Source organism: Companilactobacillus alimentarius DSM 20249, assembly GCF_002849895.1.
Classification (GTDB): domain Bacteria; phylum Bacillota; class Bacilli; order Lactobacillales; family Lactobacillaceae; genus Companilactobacillus; species Companilactobacillus alimentarius.
Window position 1 is genome coordinate 2,306,681 of the sequence record NZ_CP018867.1, and the last position, 19,046, is coordinate 2,325,726.

18 protein-coding genes are annotated in these 19,046 nt (G+C 34.3%); 15 read left to right on the top strand and 3 right to left on the bottom strand.

Annotated features, from left to right (window positions below; translation table 11 throughout):
* Window positions 1-54 precede the first annotated feature (54 nt).
* From tsaB to LA20249_RS11145, 4 genes are all read left to right on the top strand, one after another.
* Window positions 55-780, top strand: coding sequence for a tRNA (adenosine(37)-N6)-threonylcarbamoyltransferase complex dimerization subunit type 1 TsaB (gene tsaB, locus LA20249_RS11130; protein WP_057739078.1), 726 nt, complete (start codon window positions 55-57; stop codon window positions 778-780).
* Window positions 755-1,297, top strand: a complete 543-nt coding sequence (gene rimI, locus LA20249_RS11135; protein WP_057739077.1) for a ribosomal protein S18-alanine N-acetyltransferase — start codon at window positions 755-757, stop codon at window positions 1,295-1,297. Before tsaB ends, rimI begins: the two co-directional genes overlap by 26 nt.
* A gap of 32 nt (window positions 1,298-1,329) precedes the next feature.
* Window positions 1,330-2,328, top strand: coding sequence for a tRNA (adenosine(37)-N6)-threonylcarbamoyltransferase complex transferase subunit TsaD (gene tsaD / locus LA20249_RS11140; protein ID WP_057739146.1), 999 nt, complete (start codon window positions 1,330-1,332; stop codon window positions 2,326-2,328).
* A 171-nt stretch (window positions 2,329-2,499) separates the two neighbouring features.
* Window positions 2,500-3,213, top strand: coding sequence for a hypothetical protein (locus LA20249_RS11145; RefSeq protein ID WP_057739076.1), 714 nt, complete (start codon window positions 2,500-2,502; stop codon window positions 3,211-3,213).
* 63 nt (window positions 3,214-3,276) lie between these two features.
* Here LA20249_RS11145 and LA20249_RS11150 read toward each other — a convergent pair whose 3' ends face one another.
* On the bottom strand, window positions 3,277-4,128 hold the full coding sequence (locus LA20249_RS11150; protein ID WP_083477933.1) for a DUF368 domain-containing protein: 852 nt from the start codon (window positions 4,126-4,128) through the stop codon (window positions 3,277-3,279).
* Window positions 4,129-4,217: 89 nt separating this feature from the next.
* Window positions 4,218-6,128 (bottom strand): ABC-F family ATP-binding cassette domain-containing protein, encoded by a 1,911-nt coding sequence (locus tag LA20249_RS11155; RefSeq protein WP_057739074.1) that lies wholly within the window; start codon window positions 6,126-6,128, stop codon window positions 4,218-4,220.
* Between the two features lie 136 nt (window positions 6,129-6,264).
* Between LA20249_RS11155 and LA20249_RS11160 the strand changes: the two genes are divergently transcribed.
* The 3 genes from LA20249_RS11160 to LA20249_RS11170 all read left to right on the top strand — a co-directional run bounded on the left by LA20249_RS11160 (window position 6,265) and on the right by LA20249_RS11170 (window position 9,490).
* Entirely contained in the window at window positions 6,265-6,921 is a 657-nt protein-coding gene (locus LA20249_RS11160; RefSeq protein ID WP_057739073.1) for a redox-sensing transcriptional repressor Rex, read from the top strand.
* Between the two features lie 21 nt (window positions 6,922-6,942).
* Window positions 6,943-7,911, top strand: a complete 969-nt coding sequence (gene manA, locus LA20249_RS11165; protein WP_057739072.1) for a mannose-6-phosphate isomerase, class I — start codon at window positions 6,943-6,945, stop codon at window positions 7,909-7,911.
* Window positions 7,912-8,209: 298 nt separating this feature from the next.
* The gene (locus LA20249_RS11170) at window positions 8,210-9,490 is read left to right on the top strand and encodes a cation:dicarboxylate symporter family transporter (RefSeq protein WP_057739071.1); all 1,281 of its coding nucleotides are present in this window, start codon (window positions 8,210-8,212) and stop codon (window positions 9,488-9,490) included.
* Window positions 9,491-9,651: 161 nt separating this feature from the next.
* On the opposite strand, the gene LA20249_RS11175 is transcribed toward LA20249_RS11170, so the two are convergent.
* Entirely contained in the window at window positions 9,652-10,278 is a 627-nt protein-coding gene (locus LA20249_RS11175) for a CPBP family intramembrane glutamic endopeptidase (RefSeq protein ID WP_235806766.1), read from the bottom strand.
* A 141-nt stretch (window positions 10,279-10,419) separates the two neighbouring features.
* Here LA20249_RS11175 and groES point away from each other — a divergent pair, with 141 nt between their 5' ends.
* The 8 genes from groES to LA20249_RS11215 all read left to right on the top strand — a co-directional run bounded on the left by groES (window position 10,420) and on the right by LA20249_RS11215 (window position 19,044).
* Window positions 10,420-10,704, top strand: a complete 285-nt coding sequence (gene groES / locus LA20249_RS11180; RefSeq protein ID WP_057739070.1) for a co-chaperone GroES — start codon at window positions 10,420-10,422, stop codon at window positions 10,702-10,704.
* 54 nt (window positions 10,705-10,758) lie between these two features.
* Window positions 10,759-12,393 carry a chaperonin GroEL gene (gene groL, locus LA20249_RS11185; protein ID WP_057739069.1) on the top strand — a complete coding sequence of 545 codons (1,635 nt, stop codon included), beginning with the start codon at window positions 10,759-10,761 and terminating at the stop codon, window positions 12,391-12,393.
* A gap of 142 nt (window positions 12,394-12,535) precedes the next feature.
* On the top strand, window positions 12,536-13,102 hold the full coding sequence (locus tag LA20249_RS11190) for a hypothetical protein (RefSeq protein ID WP_057739068.1): 567 nt from the start codon (window positions 12,536-12,538) through the stop codon (window positions 13,100-13,102).
* A gap of 108 nt (window positions 13,103-13,210) precedes the next feature.
* On the top strand, window positions 13,211-13,906 hold the full coding sequence (locus tag LA20249_RS11195) for a DUF554 domain-containing protein (RefSeq protein ID WP_057739067.1): 696 nt from the start codon (window positions 13,211-13,213) through the stop codon (window positions 13,904-13,906).
* A 115-nt stretch (window positions 13,907-14,021) separates the two neighbouring features.
* The gene (locus LA20249_RS11200; protein ID WP_057739066.1) at window positions 14,022-14,615 is read left to right on the top strand and encodes a DUF1819 family protein; all 594 of its coding nucleotides are present in this window, start codon (window positions 14,022-14,024) and stop codon (window positions 14,613-14,615) included.
* Between the two features lie 2 nt (window positions 14,616-14,617).
* Window positions 14,618-15,190: a DUF1788 domain-containing protein gene (locus tag LA20249_RS11205; protein WP_057739065.1), complete on the top strand. Its 573-nt coding sequence runs from the start codon at window positions 14,618-14,620 to the stop codon at window positions 15,188-15,190.
* Between the two features lie 12 nt (window positions 15,191-15,202).
* Complete coding sequence (brxC, locus tag LA20249_RS11210) at window positions 15,203-18,826, top strand: BREX system P-loop protein BrxC (protein WP_057739064.1); 3,624 nt, start codon at window positions 15,203-15,205, stop codon at window positions 18,824-18,826.
* A 17-nt stretch (window positions 18,827-18,843) separates the two neighbouring features.
* On the top strand, window positions 18,844-19,044 hold the full coding sequence (locus LA20249_RS11215) for a hypothetical protein (protein ID WP_057739063.1): 201 nt from the start codon (window positions 18,844-18,846) through the stop codon (window positions 19,042-19,044).
* Window positions 19,045-19,046 lie beyond the last annotated feature (2 nt).

Genomic DNA, 19,046 nt, shown 5'->3' on the forward strand with positions numbered 1-19,046 from the left:
TTTTTTGTGCAAAATTATGTGTTAAAATAATTCTATTAAGAATGAGGGATAAATATGAAAATATTAGCGTTTGATACATCGAATAAGCCATTATCCGTTGCTGTAGTAGTAGATGGAAAAATTTTGGCACATGTGGAATCGACTGAACAAAAGACTCATAGCGTGACACTATTGCCAGATATAAAAAAAAGTCTTCAAGAATCTAATTTGACGATGGATGAGATTGATTTAATCGCGGTTGCTAAGGGACCGGGGTCATATACTGGAGTGAGGATTGCTGTAACAGTTGCGAAAACTTTGGCAGATACACTTAATAAGAAATTAGTTGGCGTTTCTAGTTTGAAATTATTGGCTGCTAATGGAGATAAAAAACATATTTTAGTTCCATTGATGGACGCACGAAATGACAATGCTTATGCTGGAGTCTACGTGGTTAACCGCGATAATCGTTTGTTGACAGTAATCGATGATCACCACACCCCAATGAAAAATTTGTTTGAGTCATTAGATCAATTTGAGTCACACGAATTAGAATTCATTAATGCCACACCAAAATTACAGGAATTGATCAAAGCTCGTTTTCCTAAGGCTACGATTATTCCTAGTGAAAATTCAGCACCAGATGCCGCTAAATTAGCTAAAATTGCCGAAACAACTAGAGTAGTTAAAGATATTGATAGCTTTATCCCAACCTATTTGCGTTTAACTCAAGCTGAGCATGATTGGTATGCTAAGGGTAATAAGGAAGACAAAAATGTTTCCTATGTTGAAGAAGTTTAAAAATATTTTAACCAATAATAAAGTCGAGAAATTTAATTTTGAAAAACAGGTAGTTACGATTGATGGACGAAAATTTACCTTACGTAAAGCAATTGCTAAAGATGCAATTGAATTCATGCGAATTCAAGAAACCATTTATCCAATCCCTGTACCATGGCCTATAGATATAGTGGAGATGGAACTTGGCAATAAGAATGCGCTTTATTTATCTTTAGTCAGCGATACAACTGTGATTGCTTTTATCGGTGTGGCTTTAAGTGATAAAAAGGAGTCACATATTACAAATCTGGCCGTTAGTAAAGATTATCAGAATCTAGGCGTTGGTCATTTGTTACTGAATCAAGTCTTTGGATATTGTAAGGACCGTGATTTTTTGAAGATGTCTTTAGAAGTAGATGTGACTAATAAAGCGGCAATCACACTCTATGAGGCATTCGGCTTCAAAGTTAAAACAGTTCATAAAAAGTATTATTTTAGAAATCATCACGATGCACTAGAGATGATGGTGGATCTGTAGGGGAGAACATTTTGAAAAAAGATACGTTAATCATGTCATTTGAAAGTAGTTGTGACGAAACATCTGTCGCAATTATTAAGAATGGAAAAGAAATCCTATCAAATATTATTGCAACACAAATAAAGAGTCACCAACGTTTCGGCGGAGTTGTCCCAGAAGTTGCCAGTCGACACCATGTTGAAGAGATCACACATTGCATTAATTTAGCCTTAGATGAAGCTAAAACTAGTTATAAGGACCTCGATGCAGTTGCTGTGACCTATGGTCCCGGATTAGTTGGATCACTTCTCATTGGCATTATGGCCGCTAAAACAGTTGCCTTTGCACATGATTTGCCATTGATTAAGGTAAATCATTTGGCAGGACATATTTATTCCGCTAATTTTGTGATTGAATTACAGTATCCTTTCATGTCATTGTTAGTATCAGGTGGACATACAGAGATTGTTTTAGTTACAGCTCCTGGAGTTTTCCACACGTTAGGTGATACAAGAGACGATGCCGTTGGAGAAGCTTATGATAAAATTGGCCGAATCCTAGGAATTAATTACCCAGCAGGTAAACAAGTTGATCAAATGGCCGCTAAGGGTCAAGATACCTTTGATTTTCCTAGAGCTATGGTCCAAGAAGATAACCTTGACTTTAGCTTTAGTGGTTTGAAGAGTGCCTTTATCAATCGAGTTCATCATGCTGATCAAGTTCACGAAGAATTGAATAAAAATGATCTAGCTGCCAGTTTTCAAGGGGCTGTCTTGGACATCTTAAGCAACAAAGTTTTTCGTGCTTTGAAACAACATCCAGTCAAACAATTGATCGTGGGCGGTGGTGTTTCAGCTAATCAAGGTCTCAGAAAGAGATTGGCTCAAGAAATCAAAGAACGCCATTTAGATATGGAATTAGTGTTTCCACCGTTACGCCTTTGCGGTGACAATGCAGCGATGATTGGGGCTATGGCTCAGATTCAATATGACAAAGGTGATTTTGCTGATTTAGATTTGAACGCTGATCCTAGTTTAGATTTTGATATGTAATAATTAATAGGGATGCTATCGAAGGTTTTTTATCGGTAGCGTTTTTTAATTTCTGGGAAATTTAGAAAAGTTCTATGATATATTTTAAGAAAATCAATGAAAACGTATTAATTTCAAAAAAATATTAATAAATCCCATAAGTTGTGGTAAAAAGAATGGGAGGTGTAATTAATGGAGAATAGAACAACGGTTTCATACGTAATTTTAAAGTATGATAAAAAATCTGACGGTATTTATAAAAAGACGGTTAATGATAATAATGGTAAATTCAAAATTCCTAATTTTAAATTCAGTTCATCAAATAATATGACTACTAATGATTTAAAAATGGAAATTATGGAATATCTGAGATTTGTGGACGCTGGAATCGACATTGATCATCTGTTTATTCCTTTTGTAAATTTATCAATTTCACGTGACTTAAAAACCTATAATTATTCAGCAATTGTTTTTGAGTCTGATCGCGATGTCTTTGCGACTGTGAATAATGAATCCTGGCGTCTAGTTCAATATGATAAAGTGAGTCAAACTTGGATTCTGCCTTGGCAAAGGGGAATGAATCAGACGGCAGATATTAAAATTTCTAATTCGTCCTCCATTAATTATGTTGCTAATCCTAATTTACAAGATGATAGAATCGATTTTTGTAATACGATGCATTTTATCATACGAAAGATGCAAGAGTTTCCCATTTTAGGCTTATTGTCAGGAATGGAATTCACTCGTAATGAGGTTTTACACTATCAAAAGTTATTAGGACTTGAGAATGTTGATATTAAGACTTCTTCAGCTTTTGAGAGTAAATATTCTGATTCGATCCAAGCAATTAGTGATAATAATTTCGATAAGATTTATAAGATTAAAGATAAATATCTCCAAAAATAGGATGTAGTATAAAAGAATAAGCCTAGTAATCATTTTTGATTACTAAGCTTATTTTTTTCAATATTATTTATATCGGTCTTCAAGTTTACTCATCCACAGAGCTAAGAGACATCCTAAGATGAAGAAAATTAGGCTTAAGACGATGTCTAATCCACTAACACCGGCATAAGAAATGCCATCTTTTAAATACGGATTAGGAATTAGAATCAAAACAGTACTAGCCAAAACAATTCCTAAAATAAAATGATAAACTCGCGAATGATGGTGTTGGATTAGTTTTTCCATTGCTTTAGAGAAAGTCAACATAGAAATGATTCCGCCCAGTGCAATCGGTACAAAGACCATTGGATCAAAACTTTTGAATCCTTTCAACATTGGGGAATACAATCCTAAAATTATTAAGAGATTTGAAGGGCTTAATCCGGGAACCAAAACGCCTAAGGCAATTAATATTCCTGCAATGACGAAACCTAAGAAATTAGCAGGGATCGTCCCAAAAATTTCACTCATGAAAAATAGGAAAAATCCGCCCCCAATAAAAGTAACTAGGAACCAACCAATGTCGAATTTATCGCGTTTAGTTCTAGAGGTCGATTCTTTTAATAAGGTGGGCATGGTCCCAATAATAGTTCCGGCAAAGCCCCATAGAACAATCACTTGAAAGTTTTGGAGTAAAAAATCTAATGGCTTAGATAAAACACCGATTCCGACGATTCCACCGATTCCAATTGGTAAAAAATAGAGAAAATCACGTTTGAAGTTATCCCTAACATGTGCCATGAAGCTTAACATTCGTTCGTAGATTCCCATGATGGCAGCTAAGACACCACCGGAAACTCCTGGCAAAATAAAGCCTAAGGCAATAATTACCCCTTTGAAAAATCTGATTAAAAAATTTTCTTGTTTTATTGTTATTCTCCCATCTAACGTATTATAAATAAGCTATCAAATTAAATTGTTTATAGCAATGAAAAACCTTAGTTGTAAATAATATTATTTTTTTGTTAATTTTTAAATTCTTCTAATTCAACTGATTTTTCAGTCCATTGCTCTTCAATCTTATCTTGTTGCTGTTTGTTTTCATCGAGCTCCTTTTGCAGATCAGCCAATTTACTGTAAGAAGTGAGGTTCTCGTCTTTAGTCATTTCTTTTTGAATCGCAGTATTTTTTTCCTCTAAGTCAGAAAGTTGTTGCTCAAGACTTTCAACTTCACGACGTAATTTACGTTCCTGCTTTTGCTGTTCCTTAGATTGTTGGTATTGAACTTTCTTTTCACTTACAGTTGAAGTCTGCGTAGTTTCGACGGTGGGAGTATCGGTAGTTTTTTCTAGATAGTAATCGTAATCACCTAAGTAAATCTTACTGCCCTGATCGCCAATATCAACGATTCTGTCGGCTAAAGTATTTAGGAGGTAACGATCATGGGAAACAAAGAGAACTGTGCCCTCAAAGTTCTTTAAGGCGTCTTCTAAGACTTCTTTGCTGTCGATATCCAAATGGTTGGTAGGTTCATCCATTACTAAGAAGTTATCATGTTCCATGGCCAATTTGGTCAACGTCAAGCGAGCTTTTTCACCACCGGAGAGTCCAGCAACGGGTTTTAGAACATCGTCGCCACTGAAAAGAAATGCTCCCAGCATATTTCTAATGATTTGTTCATCTAAGCGAGGGTAGAGATCCCAAATTTCATGGAGAACATCTTTTTTAGGATCTAAATTCTTTAAATTCTGATCGTAGTATCCGACTTGGACGTTAGCACCGAATTGAGCCGAACCTTTGATGAATGGAATTTGTCCTAAAATTGACTTGAGAAAAGTTGATTTTCCAATACCATTGGGTCCAATGATACCGACACGTTCACCTTTTTTGACATCTAAATTGATTGGTTCAGACATGATTTGATTGTCATAACCAATCGCGGCATCGCGAACAGAAAGAACGTCGTTACCACTTTCTTTATCAATTTCAAATTTAAAGTGAACCGATCCTTGATCGCTACCAGGACGGTCTAAAACATCCATATGCTCCAATTTCTTACGACGGCTTTGAGCCATTTTGGTGGTAGAAGCGCGAACGATATTTTTTTGGATATATTCTTCAGTCTTTTTAATTTCAGCTTGTTGTTCTTCATAATGTTTCCAAGCGACTTCTTGATTCTTTTTCTTCTCTTGAAGATAAAAAGTATAGTTACCGGAATAATGCGTTGAAGAGTGGTGATTGATCTCTACAATCTCAGTTACTACTTTATCCAAGAAATATTGGTCATGGGACACAATAACTAAGGCTCCACGATAGTTTTTCAAATAGCCTTCCAACCATTCGACAGTATTTATATCTAGGTGATTAGTAGGTTCATCCAATAGTAAGATGTCGTGGTGTTCTAAAAGCATTTTAGCCATTGCTAAACGAGATCTTTCACCACCAGATAATGTGGAAATGTTGTCTTGCCAAACATCTTCATCGAAGCCGAATCCCTTGAGGACGCTGCGGATTTCTGATTGATAGCCATAACCATTTTCACGTCGGAAAGTATTTTGTAATTGATCATATTGTTTTAAGAGAGAATCATAATCTTGCACAGTCGTGTCGGCTAATTTTTCTTCCAGACTATGCATCTTTTTTTCCTGAATCTTCAAATAATCAAAAACTTTTTCCATTTCGTTAAAAATTTTATTTTCGCTATTTAAGCCAGAATCCTGAGCTAAATAACCAATATTAGTATCCTTTTTGAGAGCAATATTTCCACTATTATAATTTTCTTGATCGGAGATAATTTTCAAAAGAGTAGATTTTCCGACTCCGTTCCGACCTACTAAGCCAATGCGGCTGTTGTCTTGCACCTCGAAACTAACATTTTCAAAAAGTTTCTTAGTACCAAAATTTTTAGTAATATTCTGTGCTTGTAATAAAATCAATTTAAAACTCCTTTATGTATTCACAATTTTATCATTATTTAATAATTTATGTCTTTATAGGTTTAACGTGTTGCGTTTTTGTCGATTTTTATTTACTATAAATGTTAGTGAAAACACACACATATGGTGGTAAATTATGACAAAAACAATAGTTCCAAACGCAACAATAAAGCGTTTACCAATCTATTATCGATATTTCCAATTTTTAAAAGATGAGGGTACAAAAAAAATCTCTTCTGGCGAATTGTCCGAAGGAGTCAAGATAGATAGTGCTACAATTAGACGTGACTTCTCATATCTAGGAGCACTTGGAAAACGTGGTTATGGCTACGATGTTAACAATTTGGTAGCTTTCTTTAAAAAGCTATTGAATCAAGATAAGCGTACTAATGTAGCCTTAATTGGTGTTGGTAATTTAGGTAATGCCTTATTAAATTATAACTTTTCTCGGACTAATAATGTTCGAATTGCAGCAGCTTTTGATGTAAATAAGGATATTGTTGGAACTGTTAAGAGTGGAGTTCCTGTTTATGACATTAGTGAATTAAAGGAACAGCTCCACTTGCAACAGATTGATGTCTGCATTTTAACGGTCTCTTCAAATGCTGCTCAAACAATAGCTGACTTATTGGCTGATGCGGGAGTTAGAGGGGTTCTGAACTTTACACCGGTTATTATCAACGTTCCAAGCAGTATTCGAGTTCATTATGTTGATTTAGCTAATGAATTGCAGACACTGATCTTTTTCTTAGATCGTGATAAGTCGAATAATAATGAAGAACAAGAAGAATAATATTTTTGGGGGAAAGTAATTATGAGTGAACCATTATTTCTAAAACCAGTATTCCACGAAAAAATTTGGGGTGGAAGAAAGCTTGCAACTAAGTTTGGTTATAAGATTCCTGATGGCACAATTGGAGAATGTTGGGCTATTTCAGGACATCCAAATGGTAGAACTAAGGTAGAAAATGGTGAATTTGCTGGTCAATATGTTGATGACCTGTGGAAGAATCATAGTGAACTATTTGGCAATCCGAAAGGCAAGGTCTTTCCACTTTTGACAAAGATTTTGGATGCTGAAGATAGTTTATCAGTTCAAGTTCATCCCGACAATGAGTATGCAGAGGAACATGAGCATGAATTGGGTAAGACTGAATGCTGGTATATCATTGATGCTGAACCAGGTTCATATTTGATTTATGGACACAATGCAAAGAACAAAGCTGAACTCGATAAAATGATCGAATCAGGCGACTGGGAGCACCTTTTGAGAAAGGTTCCTGTTAAGACTGGTGAATTCTACTTTGTCCCAAGTGGGACTGTTCATGCTTTGAACAAGGGTATCATGGCTTTGGAAACTCAACAAAGCAGTGACACAACATATCGTCTTTATGATTATGATCGTGTTGATAAGACTACTGGTAAGAAACGTGATCTTCATATTAAACAATCTGAGGATACAATCACGGTTCCTCATAAAGATCCAAAATTAAATATTGAGACTAAAGAAGAGGGCAAGAACAAATTTACAACTTTTGTTCAACCACCAGTTTCACCATTCTTCTCAGTTTATCACTGGGAGATTAAAGAACCAGCTGAAATGCATCATCAAATCGGTAAATATACTTTGATTTCTGTAATTAATGGTCAAGGTAAGATTACTGTTGATGGTAAAGACTATGACTTGAAGAAGGGGATTCACTTGATTGTTCCCGCTACAGTTGATAGTTGGAAGCTTTCAGGAGATTTGGATATCATTGCTTCTGAATCCGGCGAAGATTAAAAATAAACTTAAATAAAAGAGAAAGTAGTATCTATTAGGATTACACATCATAAAGTGTTAATCCCGATAGATACTACTTTTGGTTTTTGGGATAAAATTGTTCTAAAAAAAGCCGGATGTTTCGTTTGCTTTTATTCTGAAATTAAGCAAAAAAAGAACTATTATTTGGCATCTCTAATAAAAGGTTCGTACATTAGAAGCAAATGAAAAAAAACTAAGTTGGAACCGTTATCAATTTCATTTTTCACAAAAAATCGTCTATAATTATAGATAAGTTATTTTCAAAGGGGACTTTAAATTGCAAAGACAACGATTTTTTCGAGTCAGTCTAGGTTGGCAAATTATTATTGGTTTGATCTTAGGAATTGTTCTAGGTCAAGTGTTTTACCAAAATAAGGCTGCTATTCAAGTAATGCAGAATATTGGTACTATGTTCATCTCGATGATTCAGATGATTGTTTTACCAATTGTTATATCATGTTTGACAGTTGGAATTGCCAATATGGGCGATATCAAGAAATTAGGACGGATCGGATTAAAAACTTTATTATATTTTGAGATCATGACAACATTAGCGATTATTATTGGTATTATCGTGGCTAATGTTACACATCCCGGTACCTTTATTGATATTCATAGCTTAAAAGGTTCGGATATTAGTCAATACACGTCAACGGCCAAAACTGCCAAACATTCGGGTATTTGGTCAATTTTGATGGGAATCATCCCTACTAATATTTTTGCGTCATTAGGAAAGGGTGATATGTTACCAATCATCTTCTTTTCAGTACTATTTGGTTTAGGAACAGCTTCGATTGGTAAGCAGGGACAAATTATTACTGATACTTTGAATGCTGTTGCCAACGTTATGTTTAAAGTTACTAATTGGGTCATGCGCCTAGCTCCAATTGGTGTCTGTGCGTTGATTGGAGTAACTGTTGGTGAGATGGGCTTTAACTCACTGAAACCTTTGGCGTTATTTATTGTAATTGCTTATGCGACAATGGCTTTCTTCGTCTTTGTTGTTATGGCGGGTGTTGGACATTTGTTCCACGTTAGATTTTATGAATTATTTAGAATTATTGAAAATGAAGTAACTTTAGCTTTTACAACTGCTAGTTCGGAAGCAGCGCTTCCTAAAATGATTGAAAAAATGCAGAAATATGGTGCCTCTAAAGGGATTGTCTCCTTTGTTATCCCAACTGGATATACTTTTAACCTTGATGGTTCCGCCATTTATCAATCTTTAGCGGCTTTATTCTTAGCTCAGGCTTATAATATTCATCTAACTCTTGGGCAACAAATTACCCTTGTAGTGGTATTGATGTTAACATCTAAAGGGATGGCCGGGGTGCCAGGTGCCTCATTTGTTGTACTCTTAGCCACAGTATCAACAATCGGTGTTCCAATGCAAGGTTTGACCTTCATTGCTGGTATCGACCGTCTTGTAGATATGGGACGTACCGCTGTTAACGTTGTCGGTAATTCTTTGGCAACTATTATCATTGCAAAGAGTGAAAGGGAATTTGATGAGGATAAGCGGGAGAAATATGTCGCATCCTACAAACGTGGAAAGTAATAAAAGTTTCCATGTAGTAAAAAACGATTTAAACACAAACAAGACAATGGATTCAGTAACTTATTTTTAAGTTATTGGGTTCATTGTTTTTATTTTGTATTAAAAAAGGCATCTCTTGTAATCATTAGTGATTGCAAAAAATGTCCTTTTGATAGAAAAATTTATCTCATTGAAATTGTTAAGACTATGGCATTCATCAAAATATGACTGCCAGCACTGATGTATATATTCTTAGATTTGTAATAAATGAAGGAGAACCAAAGCCCCATTGCTACATAAACTAAAAATCTGGTGTCTTGGTGCATAAAGGCAAACAGAAAAGCAGAAATAATTGCGGCGATGTAAATGTTCGTTGGCTTTATCAAGTTAGCAAAGAAAAGTCGTCTGAAGATAACTTCTTCCATGATAGGGGCACAGATCAAAACGTAAAGGAAATAGTACGGATAGGCTTTGATCATTAATAATAATTGCATAGTATTTTGTGAACTAGTACTTGTGTGAAAGATTAATTGATCCAAGAAAATAGCACCGTATTGTAAAACTATGGCGCCAATCGTACCTAAAATGATCCATTGTAAACTGTGGTTCAATGTTGGTCGACTTTCGAAAGGAAACTTTTGGTCAAGCTTGACTAAATACATCATGATTCCAGTGGCAACTAAAGCGCCAAGGGTTAGAATGATGAAATAGATGCTGCCGGTAATTGATAACATATTTAGAATTGAGCCTAATAACAATAATAATATGTAAGTTAATAATGTAAAAAATTGATTTTTAGGAAAAGTCATGATAACTCCTTATTTTTTTGAAGGTAAATACTTGCATGTTTTCAATATAATGTTAATATAAAACTTGTGATTAGCACAAGAGATGTTCGAGTGCTAAAGCTAATAAAAATATAACAGAAATAATAATCGGAGGGATTTAAATTGTTAAAACCACTTGGAGATAGAGTAATTGTAACAGTCGATGAAGAAGAAGAAAAGACAGTCGGCGGGATTGTTTTAGCAAACAATGCTAAAGAGAAGCCACAAACAGCAGAAGTTGTAGCTGTAGGTGACGGGTTAGTTACTGACGATGGAAAGAAATTGCCTATGAGTGTTAAAAAAGGTGATAAAGTTCTTTTTGATAAATACTCAGGCTCAAAAGTTAAGTATGAAGACAGTGAATATTTAATCCTTCATGAAAAAGATATCATGGCAGTTATTGACTAATAAATATTAAATAAAAAAATTATTAATTAAAATTATGACGGAGTGTGAAAATTAATGGCAAAAGAAATTAAATTTTCAGAAGATGCACGTGCAAAGATGCTTGAAGGTGTCAACAAGCTAGCTGATACTGTTAAGACAACTATCGGACCTAAGGGTAGAAACGTTGTTCTTGAAAAGAGCTACGGTTCACCAGAGATCACTAATGATGGTGTCACAATTGCTAAGAGCATTGATTTAGAAGACCACTTTGAAAATATGGGTGCTAAACTTGTTTCTGAAGTTGCTTCAAAGACAAATGACATTGCTGGTGATGGTACTACTACAGCTACTGTTTTGGCTCAAGCAATCGTTAAGGAAGGTATGAAGAACGTTACAGCTGGTGCTAACCCTGTTGGTATCAGAAGTGGTATTGAAAAGGCTACTAAAGCTGCTGTCGATGAACTTCATAACATTTCACATGAAGTATCAGGCAAGAGCGATATTGCTCAAGTAGCTTCAGTTTCATCTGCAAGTAAAGAAACTGGTAATTTGATTGCCGACGCTATGGAAAAAGTTGGTAACGATGGTGTTATCACAATTGAAGAATCAAAGGGTATTGATACAACTCTAGATGTTGTTGAAGGTATGCAATTCGATCGTGGATATATTTCACAATACATGGTTACTGATAACGACAAGATGGAAGCTGATCTTGATAATCCATATATCTTGATTACTGATAAGAAGATCTCAAATATTCAAGACATTTTGCCATTACTACAAAAGATTGTTCAACAAGGTAAGTCATTATTGATCATTGCTGATGACATTGATGGTGAAGCATTGCCAACACTTGTTTTGAATAAGATTCGTGGTACATTCAATGTTGTTGCTGTTAAGGCTCCAGGCTTTGGTGACCGTCGTAAAGCTCAACTTGAAGATATTGCTACATTAACAGGCGCTCAAGTTATCACATCTGACCTTGGTCTTGAACTAAAAGACACTACAATGGATCAATTGGGTCAAGCTGGTAAAGTTACTGTTACAAAAGACAATACAACAATTGTTGAAGGATCTGGCGACAAGGATGCTATCAATGAACGTGTTGAAACAATCAAGAAGCAAGTTGCCGAAACAACATCAGATTTCGACAAAGAAAAGCTTCAAGAACGTTTGGCTAAATTAGCTGGTGGTGTTGCCGTAGTTAAAGTCGGTGCTGCTACTGAAACAGAATTGAAAGAACGCAAGTACAGAATTGAAGATGCCCTAAACTCTACACGTGCCGCTGTTGAAGAAGGTTACGTTGCTGGTGGTGGTACAGCTTTGATGAATGTACTAAGCAAGGTTAAGGCTCTTAAAGAAGACGGAGACGTTCAAACTGGTATTAACATCGTTGCACGTGCTCTTGAGGAACCATTACGTCAAATCGCTGAGAATGCTGGTTTTGAAGGTTCAGTTATCGTTGAACACATCAAGACACAAGACAATGAAGTTGGTTTCAATGCTGCTACTGACAAGTGGGAAAACATGGTTAAGGCCGGAATCATCGACCCAACTAAAGTTACACGTTCAGCATTACAAAACGCAGCCAGTGTTGCCGCATTGTTGTTGACAACTGAAGCTGTTGTCGCTGACAAGCCAGAAAAGAATGCAGCACCAGCCGCACCTGCAGCTAATCCTGCAGCCGGCGGTATGGGCGGCATGATGTAATAAAGATTTTCTAATCTTTAAAATTGATTGAAATTTAATAAAAGCGTTGGCAGATTAAGTTCTGTTGACGCTTTTTTTGCTGTAGATTGAATTGACACGTATAATGTTACTTAATGTAGAAAATTAGAAAAGAGAACAAAAGATGGAGAGTATTGATTTTGGACGAAAGATTAATTACGTGCCCATGGCAATCAGTTGGGGAGTAGGATTAATTGCTGGTATTTTAATTTATATATTCACAAGACAAGCGTTGCTAGCAGTTATTTTGGGGGTGGCAATTTTAGTAGTAGTTGCCTTGGTATACGCCAAAACCTTATCGGATTTTTATGGTTACTGGTCCATTGATGATAAGGGAATCACAAGCTTTAATTATCAGAATTTTAATGTAAGATTTCAATCCGTTTTACTAACTTTTAGCGAGGATCCATTGAAGATTGAATTCAAAAATATTAAATCTTTAAAAGTCGTCGTCGGTAAAGATATGAATGCTCCAGCTAATATTTTGGGAGGTTCGTTTAATGCTCCAAAGAGAATCATGTTTCATTTGCCAACACCTTATTATTTGGAATTGCAATTAAATGATGGCCGAGAAATTTATTTGGATCTATCGGCTGATTGGGATGATACTCAGACGATTCAGTATGTGATTGGTTTGATAATGAGTAAGGCTAATATTGAAGCTAGTATTGTTAAACAAGCCCAAGAATAAGATTAAGAATTGTATATTTACGTAAATAAAATTCAAAAACTCAAACTTTTTGTTGTTTAGAAGTTTATACTTATAAATTAAAATAATAATAATTTGAGGGAGTTTATTTTGATAGGGACATTATTTAACGTTGCCATGATTATAGTGGGTAGCTTTGCGGGAAGTTATTTTAAAAAAGGTATTAAAGCAGAATATAATAAGATTTTGACGCAGGCTTTGGGCTTAGCAGCAATAGCGGTTGGTATCAATGCGGTAGTGCAAAACATGCCAAAAAGCCACTATCCTGTGTTGTTCATCGTCAGCCTAGCAATTGGTGGCGTGATAGGACAATGGCTCGATCTGGAAAAACATTTTGACAAATTAGTTGGAAGATTCTCTAAACCTAGTGCTGATGGTAAAAATAATCTAGCTGAAGGCTTAGCAACCGGAATTTTGTTATATTGTATCGGTTCATTGTCGATTCTAGGACCAATTCAAGCCGCTTTGAATAAGGATTACACATTCTTGTTTACCAACGGAATGTTGGATGGAATTACTTCGATAGTTTTGGCTTCGACCTTTGGGTTTGGAATGGTCCTTGCAGCAGTGGCAGTTTTTTGTTGGCAGGATAGTATTTATTTGATCGCTATGTTATTGCAGAATTCAATTAATACTAATATGATTACCGAATTAACCGTTGTCGGTGGAATTTTGATCTTGGCTTCCGGATTAGGATTGTTGAATATTAAGAAAATTAAAGTTTTGAATCTTTTACCATCTTTGATTGTGCCAATTGTGGTTGTTGGGGTTTTGTCGATGTTTTAGGAATAGATTGAATGGGAACATTTCTTATTGTTAAAAGGGATGCTTCTTTTTTTTACGTAATTTATAATATACTAGGAATATATACTGCAGATTATGCTTTAGAAAGTGGTAAAAGATGAAAAAATATAGTGCAGGAATGGTATCACATGCGTTTTGGTTAAATGAGTTTTCTCAGTACATTGATCTAGTAAATGATGGAATTTCAACGGAAGAAATAAAAAGAAAAAGCATTGAAGACAACTGTTTTAAACAGAGCACTAAAGCACGTGCTAAAGATATTTTTAACATTTTAAATAGACGCGTTGGGAGTTTAGATGAAGATTATTTGGAGCTTTATCCTAGGTTAGATATAACTAGTCAAAAAATGGTTAACTTGATTACAGTGATGAATAATAATCAATTATTTAAGGAATTTATGTATGAGACTTACCGTGATGAATTGATTGTTGGTGATGCAAAATTGTATGACTATGAGGTCGAAAGCTTTTTTAATCAAAAAATTCAGGAAAGTGAACAAATTGCTAATTGGACAGATGTAACAATCAAGAGACTTGCTGGCGTTTTTAAGACTTTTAATCGTGAAGCTGGATTATTAAAAAATCAAAGTAAGTATGACGATGTTATTCGGCCGGTTATTGATTATCGCTTGGAAGATTTATTGGTTACAAAAAAGAATAGCGAAATGCTAGCAATTCTTTTAGGGAGATAAGGATGAGTACAAAAACAAAATTAGATCATTTAAAAAACAAACTACAGAATAGCGATTTTCAAAATAATCAAGGTTTGTCCAACGAAGTTTCATATTATATTTTGGCCTATGATCCTAAAGATTTTCCAATAGTTAGACGAGAGTTGGATAGTATTAAACGTGAATTTAATCAAGATACAGCAGATTATAAAATCAAGGAATTCAATGTTTATAAAATTATGTGGAAACTATTGGAGCAACGAGGCATAAAAAAAGCTGTTTTTGAAATGGAGAAAGATGATGGAATCGAATACTTGTCGGAACAAATTAATAATGTTTTGAGGATGACTAATTCTGATAATGAATTAGTTAAGTATATGGAGGATCATATAAATCCTGACACAATTGTATTTCTAACAGGTATCGGCGAAATTTATCCATTAATAAGAGCACACAAAATATTAAATACAATGCATCAGATTATTTCAGACATTCCTGTGGTATTATTTTATCCAGGAAAATATGATAGTTTGAGCTTGAGTATGTTTGGAGAGTTAAAAGAAGATAATTATTATCGAGCATTTCAAATAAATTAGGGGTTACTGATAATGATAATTAAAGATGTTTTTACTAAACCGATTGATCGTAATATCAAGGGTGTAATTACCATTGGTAATGAACGTGATAACAATATTAAACAGGAATTGGAGGAGTACGTTGTTACTAGAGAATTAAAACATCACTTTAGTGATTTCTTTGATGCGTATACTTCTAGTATCGGTAAAAATACTACAAATATGGGAGTGTGGATTTCCGGATTCTTTGGATCAGGTAAATCACATTTCTTAAAGATTTTGTCTTATTTGCTCGAAAACCGTGAAGTAAAGGGTAAAAAGGCAATCGATTATTTCACGGATGATAAAAAAATAACTGACATTACAACAATTCGTAATATGCAAAAGGCTGTTGAAATCGATAATGAAGTTATGTTGTTCAATATTGATTCCAAAGCTCGTGACAATAATAAAGAGCAAAAGAACGCCATTCTAAATGTTTTTCTACAAGTATTTAATGAACGTTTAGGATTATCTGGGGAGAGTTTTTGGTTAGCCGATTTAGAAAGAAAATTAATTAAAGATAATCGCTATGAAGATTTCAAAGAAGAATTTAAGAATACTAATGATGAGCATTTGGATTGGATAGGGGCAAGAAACGGTTTTGCTTTTATGAAGGGTACAATTAAGGAAACCTTAGTTAATATCGGCTATATGTCGGATGCTGATGCACAAGGATTCGTTGATAATTTGTCTTCAAGCTATTCCATTAGTGTAGAAGAATTTGCTAAGATGGTTAATTCATACATTAAAACTAAACCTGAAAATTACCATATGATTTTCTTAGTTGATGAAATTGGTCAATATATCGGTGATTCTCAGCAAAGAATGTTGAACTTGCAAAGTATTGTTGAGGATTTAGGAACTTATACTCAAGGAAAAGCTTGGGTCATTGTTACTAGCCAACAGGCAATTGATCAAGTTACCGATAATATTAATGGACAAGATTTTTCAAAAATTCAAGGACGTTTCCACACGAGAATTTCCATGTCTTCTGCTAACGTTGATGAAGTTATTAAAAAACGTTTGTTAACAAAAACTTCTGAAAGTGAAGCTTTACTAGAAGACACATATTCACAAGAACAACACTCGATTAATAATTTGATTGATTTTGATGGGGATGTTGAACGAAAGAAGTATGATAATGGAAAAGTCTTCTCTGAGGTTTATCCATTTGTTCCTTATCAATTTAATTTATTACAGGAAACCTTAACTGCTATTCGTGAAAACGGGTCTGATGGGAAACATTTAGCTGAGGGTGAACGTTCGATGCTGGCTGTTTTTCAAGAATCAGCCCAATATTTTGAAAAGCATGATACAAGGTCGTTGATTCCATATAGTATTTTCTTTAGAGGGTTGGAACAGTTTCTAGATCATACTCATGCCATTGTTATTCAGCATGCAATCGATAATGAAAAGATCAATCCTAATAACGACCCTAAGCCTTTTGCCGTGCAAGTCTTAGAAACGTTATTTATGGTTAAGTATGTTAAGAATTTTGATGCAACATTAAACAATGTTACTACATTAATGATCGATTCAATTGATACCGATCGAATTGAATTAGAAAAGAAAATCAAGAAAGCATTAGATATTTTAATCAATCAAGAATTAGTTGAAAAAACAACGCATGGCTATGAATTTTTAACGGATGCAGAACAAGATATTAGTAAGCAAATTAATAGACAAAGTGTAGACGTTGCAGAGATTTCAAGAAGCATTGGAGATCAATTATTTGCTAATTCTAATATTTCCAAAAAATTTACTTATCCTAAATTAAATAATCAATACACATTCTCATTTAATCCTTATGTTGATGGTTATCCGGTTGCCTCAACTAATAATGAAATGAGTATAAGAGTTAATACTCCTGAAAGTGATTATCATAGGGATAAAGCGGAATTGGCCCGAATTTCCATTGATCCGGGGCAGCCACCAATTATCATTGATATGCCAGAGGAGAATTCCTATATTGATGATATGCGTCAATCTATTAAAATTAGAAAATTTGCTTATGGATTCAATAACCAGCCAAGTGATGAACGTTCTAAGCAAATTATCGAAATTAAAAAAATGGAACGTAATACATTAAATGATAATGCTTCTAAAGAATTAATGGCTGCTTTACAAAATGCGGATATTTATATTTCTGGTAAAAAATTAGAGAATACCGGTAAGGATTTCTTTAAACGTCTCAATGAAGCCGAAATTGCTTTGGTTGATGAGGTATATCGTAATCTTAGTTATATTGAAGTAACTAAGAATGAAAAGGACATTGTTTCTCTATTTAAGAACAATGATTTGAATGTTAAAACTAATGAAAATGAACAAGCTACACAGGCAATTCTGGATAGCATTTTACGTTCATTTGACGGTCACAATAAGATTTCTTACAAGTCAATTTTAGATAAGTTCAGTCGGATTCCATTCGGTTATAACGATATAGATATTAAGTGGCTTGTTGCTGAATTATTTGCTGATGCAAAGATAAAACTTTACGTTAATAATGCTTCGGTAAACTTCAATCCTAATTCAGATCCATTGGAAATGGCTCGTTACTTTACTAAAAAATCCTTTATTGACAAAGTTCAATTTGAGCCTCGTCGTGAGATTTCAGTTTCAAAGAAAAAGGATTTACAAGAGATTGCTGATGAGGTCTTCAATAAAGTAACCTTTACCAATTATGAAGACGATACTGTGATGAATGAATTAAAAGATAAAGTTCAAATGGACTTGAGAAATTTGAGATTCTTCAAGGAAATGCCTAATTATTATCCAGGTAAAAATTGGATCGAGCAAGGAATTAATATGCTTGAGAAATTAGACAATATCGTTGACGTTGATAATTTTTATGATTATGCAAGTAAAGAAAAAGATGATCTGCTTGATTGGCATGATGATATGGAAGATTATGGAATTCTTGAATTTTATCATAGCGATAGTCAACAAAATATTTGGAAAGAAGCACATCAGAAACTTGATATTTATGATAATTCCAAGGATTTTATAACTGGTAAAGAATTGCCCAAAGTGGTAAATAGTATTACAGAAATTATCCAATCTAATAAACCCCAAGGAAGAGTTCATGAACTAAAACAACTTAGTGATGATTTTAAAGATGAATATAATAAGGAATTTGATCGTAAATTGGATGATATTAATGTTCAAATTGAGGTTGAACGATCAAATACACTTGATTATATTGCTAAAACTGATTGCTTGGATAAATTAGAAAGTGAAGTAAATCACCGGTTTGATGAATTTATTAAAGAAGCTGAGGAATCAGTTAACTTGGATAAATTGGTTGTTGTTAAGGATAAGGTATTGCCAGTTGGTTCAAGATTTAGAGAAAGAGCTGATAAAATTGTCGAGGAAAGAAATTCTTCAAAAGAGCCAAGTCCGAATCTAAATGGCGGTAATAGTGGAGATGATTCCATACACGGTGAACCTAAAAAATCTGTTTCACAACCAATACACATTAATATCAGACAATTACAAATTCCAAAGAATTGGTCGTTGAAAGATGAAGATGACGTAGATGCTGAGTTGAAACTTTTAAAGAGAGCTTTAATAGAAGAATTAAAGAGAAATAATAACAATATTAATTTGAGTCTTTAAATTTAGAAGGAAAATACATGGATAAAAACGCGATAAAAAAGTTTGCTATCAATGCCCGTAATGAGCTACGTGCAATGGTCAAACAAAAAGCCAATGTAATAGGAATTACTGAGAATGGAATTGAAGATAAATTATCAATTTCTACTAAAGAAATCGAATATTATATTGATGATAAAGTTCCATTAATTGGAAAAGATATTCAAAAGCGAAAAAACTAGTT